Raw genomic sequence first — 5,535 nt, 5'->3', positions numbered from 1 at the left:
GAACATGATATGAAACTGGTGATGGGTATTTCTGACCGTATTTATGTAGTGAATCAAGGCACGCCACTGGCCAACGGCACGCCGGAAGAGATCCGTAACAACCCGGACGTGATCCGCGCCTATCTGGGAGAAGCATAATATGAATCCGATGCTTTCTCTGGAGAACGTCAGCGCCCATTACGGCAAAATTCAGGCGCTGCATAACGTCAGTCTGCACATCAATCAGGGTGAGATAGTCACGCTGATTGGCGCTAACGGCGCAGGTAAAACCACCATTCTGGGCACCCTTTGTGGTGAGCCACGCGCCACGCAAGGAACAATTACCTTCGACGGTAAAGCGATCACTGAATGGCAAACGGCGCGCATCATGCGTGAGGCGATTGCCATCGTCCCGGAAGGGCGGCGAGTGTTTTCGCGCATGACGGTGGAAGAGAACCTGGCCATGGGCGGCTTTTTTGCCGAACGTCAGCAGTATCAGACCCGTATCAAGCGCGTGTATGAGCTGTTCCCACGCTTATATGAGCGCCGCGTTCAGCGAGCGGGCACCATGTCCGGCGGTGAGCAGCAAATGCTGGCCATTGGCCGTGCGCTGATGAGCCAGCCGCGCCTGCTGCTGCTGGACGAGCCTTCGCTGGGCCTGGCACCGATCATCATCCAGCAGATTTTCGACACCATCGAACAACTGCGTCAGGAAGGTATGACTATCTTCCTGGTCGAGCAGAATGCCAACCAGGCGCTGAAGCTGGCGGATCGGGGTTATGTGTTGGAAAACGGCCATGTGGTGCTGGAGGATACGGGCGATGCACTGCTGGCAAATGAAGCGGTACGCAGCGCTTATCTGGGAGGTTAAACCTGTTTAGTTCAGGCGCAAGAAAGTGCCGCCTGGCCTACAGCTAGCGCAAGAATGAGCTCTTCGAGGGCGGGATCTTCCCGCCTTTTTTGCGTCTGTTTAGGCAAAATTAGCGCTAATTCAAGCGCTTTGTTCGTCACCTGCCTGTCACATTTCCGTCATATACCCGTTATCTTTCCGTCATTTTCCCGTGTCATGTTACTTCCCGAACAATAAGAATGCGCGATATCGCGCGAATGACACCGGGCACAGGAAACCGATATGACATCGTTCTCATTTCGTAAAACCGCACTTTGCGTCCTTCTGGGACTGACCTTCAGCGGCCATGCACTGGCTGCAACCGAGATCCCTTTCTGGCACTCCATGGAAGGCGAACTGGGTGTGGAAGTGAACTCTCTGGCACAACGCTTTAATGAATCCCACCCTGATTACAAAATTGTGCCGACCTACAAAGGCAATTACGAACAGAGTCTGGCAGCCGGTATTGCTGCCGTGCGTTCAGGCAAAGCGCCCGCTATCTTGCAGGTTTACGAAGTGGGTACGGCAACCATGATGGCTTCTAAAGCTATCGTGCCGGTTTACGATGTGTTCAAAAACTCAGGCGTGGCTTTCGATGAGAAGCAGTTCGTTCCGACCGTTGCGGGTTACTACAGTGACGCCAACGGTCACCTGATTTCTCAGCCGTTTAACAGCTCTACGCCGGTGTTGTATTACAACAAAGATGCCTTCAAAAAAGCCGGTCTGAACCCGGAAGAACCACCAAAAACCTGGCAGGATCTGGAAAAAGACGCGGCAGCATTGCGCAAAGCCGGCATGACTTGTGGCTACGCGAGTGGCTGGCAGGGTTGGATCCAGATTGAGAACTTCAGCGCCTGGCATGCTCTGCCAGTAGCCACCAAAAACAATGGTTTTGATGGCACCGATACCGTTCTGGAGTTCAACAAGCCAACACAGGTTCGTCATATCCAGATGCTTGAGGAGATGAACAAGAAGGGTGATTTCACCTACTTCGGCCGTAAAGATGAATCCACTGCCAAGTTCTACAACGGCGACTGTGGCATCACTACCGCTTCTTCAGGCTCGCTGGCTGATATCCGTCATTACGCCAAATTTAACTACGGCGTAGGCATGATGCCGTACGATGCAACGGTGCCTGATGCCCCACAGAACGCCATCATCGGCGGCGCGAGCCTGTGGGTGATGAAAGGCAAAGACGCCAGCACTTACAAAGGCGTAGCCGAGTTCATGGCCTTCCTGGCTCAGCCAGATATCGCGGCTGAATGGCACCAGAAAACCGGTTACCTGCCCATCACCACTGCTGCGTATGAGCTGACCCGCAAGCAAGGCTTCTACGATAAAAACCCAGGTGCGGATACCGCCACTCGTCAGATGCTGAACAAGCCGCCGTTACCGTTCACTAAAGGAATGCGTCTGGGCAACATGCCGCAGATCCGTACCGTTGTTGACGAAGAGCTGGAAGGCGTCTGGACTGGAAAGAAAACGCCGCAGGCTGCACTGGATAACGCGGTGACCCGTGGAAATCTGCTGCTGCGTCGTTTTGAACAGACGGCTAAGCAGTAACGCTTAGTCCGCAGGGGGGCGCATGCAGTCAGCGGTTTTGCTCAAACTGGATGCACCCACCTGAACTTGTTTTCAGGGCCGCGTTGCCAGTGCTGAACGCGGCCCCTCTACCTTATGTTGGACGACGCTATGTCTTCTTCCCGTCCCGTTTTTCGCTCGCGCTGGCTGCCTTATGTTCTGATGCTGCCTCAGCTGCTGATCACGATTGTTTTCTTTCTCTGGCCCGCCGGTGAAGCCCTGTGGTATTCGGTGCAAAGTGTCGATCCCTTCGGCCTTTCCAGCACCTTTGTCGGCATGGAAAACTTCAAACGTCTGATCGGCGACGAATACTACCTCGACTCCTTCCTGACCACGCTGATCTTCAGCGGGCTGGTCACGGTGATCGGCCTGGTGGTTTCCCTGTTTTTTGCCGCGTTGGTAGACCATGTTTTGCGCCTTAAGCGCTTCTATCAGACGTTGTTTTTACTGCCTTACGCGGTGGCTCCAGCCGTGGCGGCGGTGCTGTGGATGTTCCTGTTCAGTCCCGGTCTGGGGTTGATTACCCATTTCCTGCGCTACTTAGGCTACGACTGGAACCATGCTCAGAACAGCGGCCAGGCGATGTTCCTGGTGGTGCTGGCTTCAGTCTGGCAGCAGATGAGCTACAACTTCCTGTTCTTCTTTGCCGCGCTGCAATCCATTCCAAAATCGCTGACTGAGGCGGCCGCTATCGACGGCGCTGGCCCGGTTCGCCGGTTCTTCCAGCTCTCTTTGCCGCTGATCACCCCAGTCGGCTTCTTTTTGGTGGTGGTGAATGTGGTGTATGCCTTCTTCGATACCTTCCCGGTGATCGACGCCGCTACCGGCGGTGGTCCGGTGCAATCCACAACCACGCTGATTTATAAGATTTACCGTGAAGGCTTTGCCGGGCTCGATCTCTCTTCCTCCTCCGCGCAGTCGGTGGTGCTGATGGTGCTGGTGATTATTCTGACGGTGATCCAGTTCCGCTACGTCGAGAAAAGGGTGCGCTACCAATGATTGAGAACCGTCCAGGGCTGACCATGTTCAGCCACATCATGTTGGGGCTGGGGATCCTCACCGTGCTGTTCCCGCTTTATGTGGCCTTTGTTGCCGCCACCCTGAGTAACAGTGAAGTGTTCCAGGTCCCGATGACGCTGCTCCCCGGCAGCCATTTGCTGGAGAACATTGCTAACATCTGGCAGCACGGCGTGGCGCAGAGCAGCGCACCGTTTGGCGTGATGCTGATGAACAGCACGATCATGGCATTAAGCATCACCGTTGGAAAAATAAGCGTGTCTGTCCTGTCAGCCTTCGCACTGGTCTGGTTCCGCTTCCCGCTGCGCGGGCTGTTCTTCTGGATGATTTTTATCACCCTGATGCTGCCGGTTGAGGTAAGGATTTTCCCGACCGTGGAGGTGATTTCTAACCTGAATATGCTCGACAGTTATAGCGGCCTGACGCTGCCGTTGATGGCTTCCGCCACCGCAACTTTCCTGTTCCGCCAGTTCTTTATGACCTTGCCTGATGAGCTGATTGAAGCGGCAAGGATTGATGGTGCCAGCCCGATGCGCTTCTTCTGGGACATCGTGCTGCCGCTGTCGAAAACCAATCTGGCGGCGCTGTTTGTGATCACCTTTATTTACGGCTGGAACCAGTACATGTGGCCATTGCTGATCATCAGCGAAGCTGATCTTGGCACCGCCGTGGCAGGGATCCGTAGCATGATTGGTAACGGTGACGGATCGACCCAATGGAATCTGGTGATGACCGCCATGTTGCTGACTATGGTGCCGCCGATTGTGATTGTTTTAGTGATGCAGCGCGCCTTTGTCCGCGGGCTGGTTGAGAGTGAGAAATAAGTTATGGCAGGCGTAAAACTTCAGGCTGTTACCAAATCCTACGACGGGAAGAACCCGATCATTCAGCCGCTGGACGTGGAAATTCGCGACGGTGAATTTATGGTGATGGTGGGGCCTTCTGGCTGCGGCAAATCCACGCTACTGCGCATGGTCGCCGGGCTGGAAGAAGTCACCAGCGGCGATATCTACATCGATTCTCAGCGTGTCACCCAGCTTGAACCGAAAGATCGTGGCATCGCCATGGTGTTCCAGAACTACGCGCTTTATCCGCATATGAGCGTTGAGCAGAACATGGCGTATGGCCTGAAAATTCGTGGCATGGGCAAAGAGCATGTCCGGCAGAAAGTGTTGGAAGCGGCCAAAAGCCTGGAGCTTGAAGCCTTGCTCGATCGCCGCCCGCGGGAACTCTCTGGCGGCCAGCGGCAGCGTGTGGCGATGGGCAGGGCAATTGTGCGTGAGCCTTCAGTGTTCCTGTTTGATGAACCCTTATCCAACCTTGATGCCCGTCTGCGTGTGCAGATGCGCCTCGAACTGCAGCAGCTGCACCGCCGCCTGAACACCACCAGTTTGTACGTCACTCACGATCAGGTGGAAGCGATGACGCTGGCACAACGCGTAATGGTGATGAACAAAGGCGTGCTGGAGCAGCTAGGCACGCCGGTTGAAGTGTATGAGCGTCCGGCTACGCGCTTCGTTGCCAGCTTTATTGGCGCACCGTCGATGAACCTGATGGAAGGTGAGTTAAATGAAGATGGCACCAGGCTGACGCTGTCCGATCGTTTTGGGGTTCCGTTGCCGGAAGCGAAAGCGCGTTGGGCCGGTCGCCCGTTGACGCTGGGTATTCGTCCGGAGCATATTAAGCTCTCTTCACCGCAAGGCGGCTTGCCGCTGGTGGTGGAAACGCTGGAAATGCTTGGCGCGGATAATCTGGCCCACGGTAAGTGGGGCGGCAGCAGCATTGTGGTGCGTCTGCCGCATATTGAGCGCCCGGCCATCGGCAGTACATTGTGGCTGCATCTGCCTGCAGAATCGCTACATTTCTTTGATACCTCTACTGGACAACGGCTCGAATAATGAATAAAGCCTGGCCTTACCCAGCGATTGTGGCCCATCGCGGTGGCGGGAAACTCGCCCCGGAAAACACCCTTGCCGGAATTGATGTTGGCGCGAAACTGGGCCACAAGATGATCGAATTTGACGTGAAATTGTCGCAGGATGGCGAGATTTTCTTGCTGCACGATGACA

6 protein-coding genes and 1 pseudogene are annotated in these 5,535 nt (G+C 55.1%); all 7 read left to right on the top strand.

Translation table 11 applies throughout. The features are described 5' to 3' along the window. Positions 1 to 138: pseudogene (gene livG / locus WCC56_RS07905) on the top strand (high-affinity branched-chain amino acid ABC transporter ATP-binding protein LivG); the annotation flags it as partial. Position 139: 1 nt separating this feature from the next. Continuing rightward, positions 140 to 850 (top strand): high-affinity branched-chain amino acid ABC transporter ATP-binding protein LivF, encoded by a 711-nt coding sequence (livF, locus tag WCC56_RS07900; protein WP_424691849.1) that lies wholly within the window; start codon positions 140 to 142, stop codon positions 848 to 850. Between the two features lie 261 nt (positions 851 to 1,111). Next, positions 1,112 to 2,431 (top strand): sn-glycerol-3-phosphate ABC transporter substrate-binding protein UgpB, encoded by a 1,320-nt coding sequence (gene ugpB / locus WCC56_RS07895; protein ID WP_424691848.1) that lies wholly within the window; start codon positions 1,112 to 1,114, stop codon positions 2,429 to 2,431. Between the two features lie 129 nt (positions 2,432 to 2,560). Beyond that, complete coding sequence (gene ugpA / locus WCC56_RS07890; RefSeq protein ID WP_424691847.1) at positions 2,561 to 3,448, top strand: sn-glycerol-3-phosphate ABC transporter permease UgpA; 888 nt, start codon at positions 2,561 to 2,563, stop codon at positions 3,446 to 3,448. After that, complete coding sequence (gene ugpE / locus WCC56_RS07885) at positions 3,445 to 4,290, top strand: sn-glycerol-3-phosphate ABC transporter permease UgpE (RefSeq protein ID WP_424691846.1); 846 nt, start codon at positions 3,445 to 3,447, stop codon at positions 4,288 to 4,290. The genes ugpA and ugpE overlap by 4 nt, the downstream gene beginning before the upstream one ends. A 3-nt stretch (positions 4,291 to 4,293) precedes the next feature. Continuing rightward, a complete protein-coding gene (locus WCC56_RS07880; RefSeq protein ID WP_424691845.1) occupies positions 4,294 to 5,364 on the top strand; it encodes a sn-glycerol-3-phosphate import ATP-binding protein UgpC in 1,071 nt (356 codons plus the stop codon). Then, a partial coding sequence (locus tag WCC56_RS07875; RefSeq protein ID WP_424691850.1) for a glycerophosphodiester phosphodiesterase family protein occupies positions 5,364 to 5,535 on the top strand: 172 nt, incomplete at its 3' end. The genes WCC56_RS07880 and WCC56_RS07875, both read left to right, overlap by 1 nt.

This window comes from Erwinia sp. (assembly GCF_049696395.1).
Taxonomy (GTDB): domain Bacteria; phylum Pseudomonadota; class Gammaproteobacteria; order Enterobacterales; family Enterobacteriaceae; genus Erwinia.
This window is presented reverse-complemented; position numbering and strand designations above follow the sequence as displayed.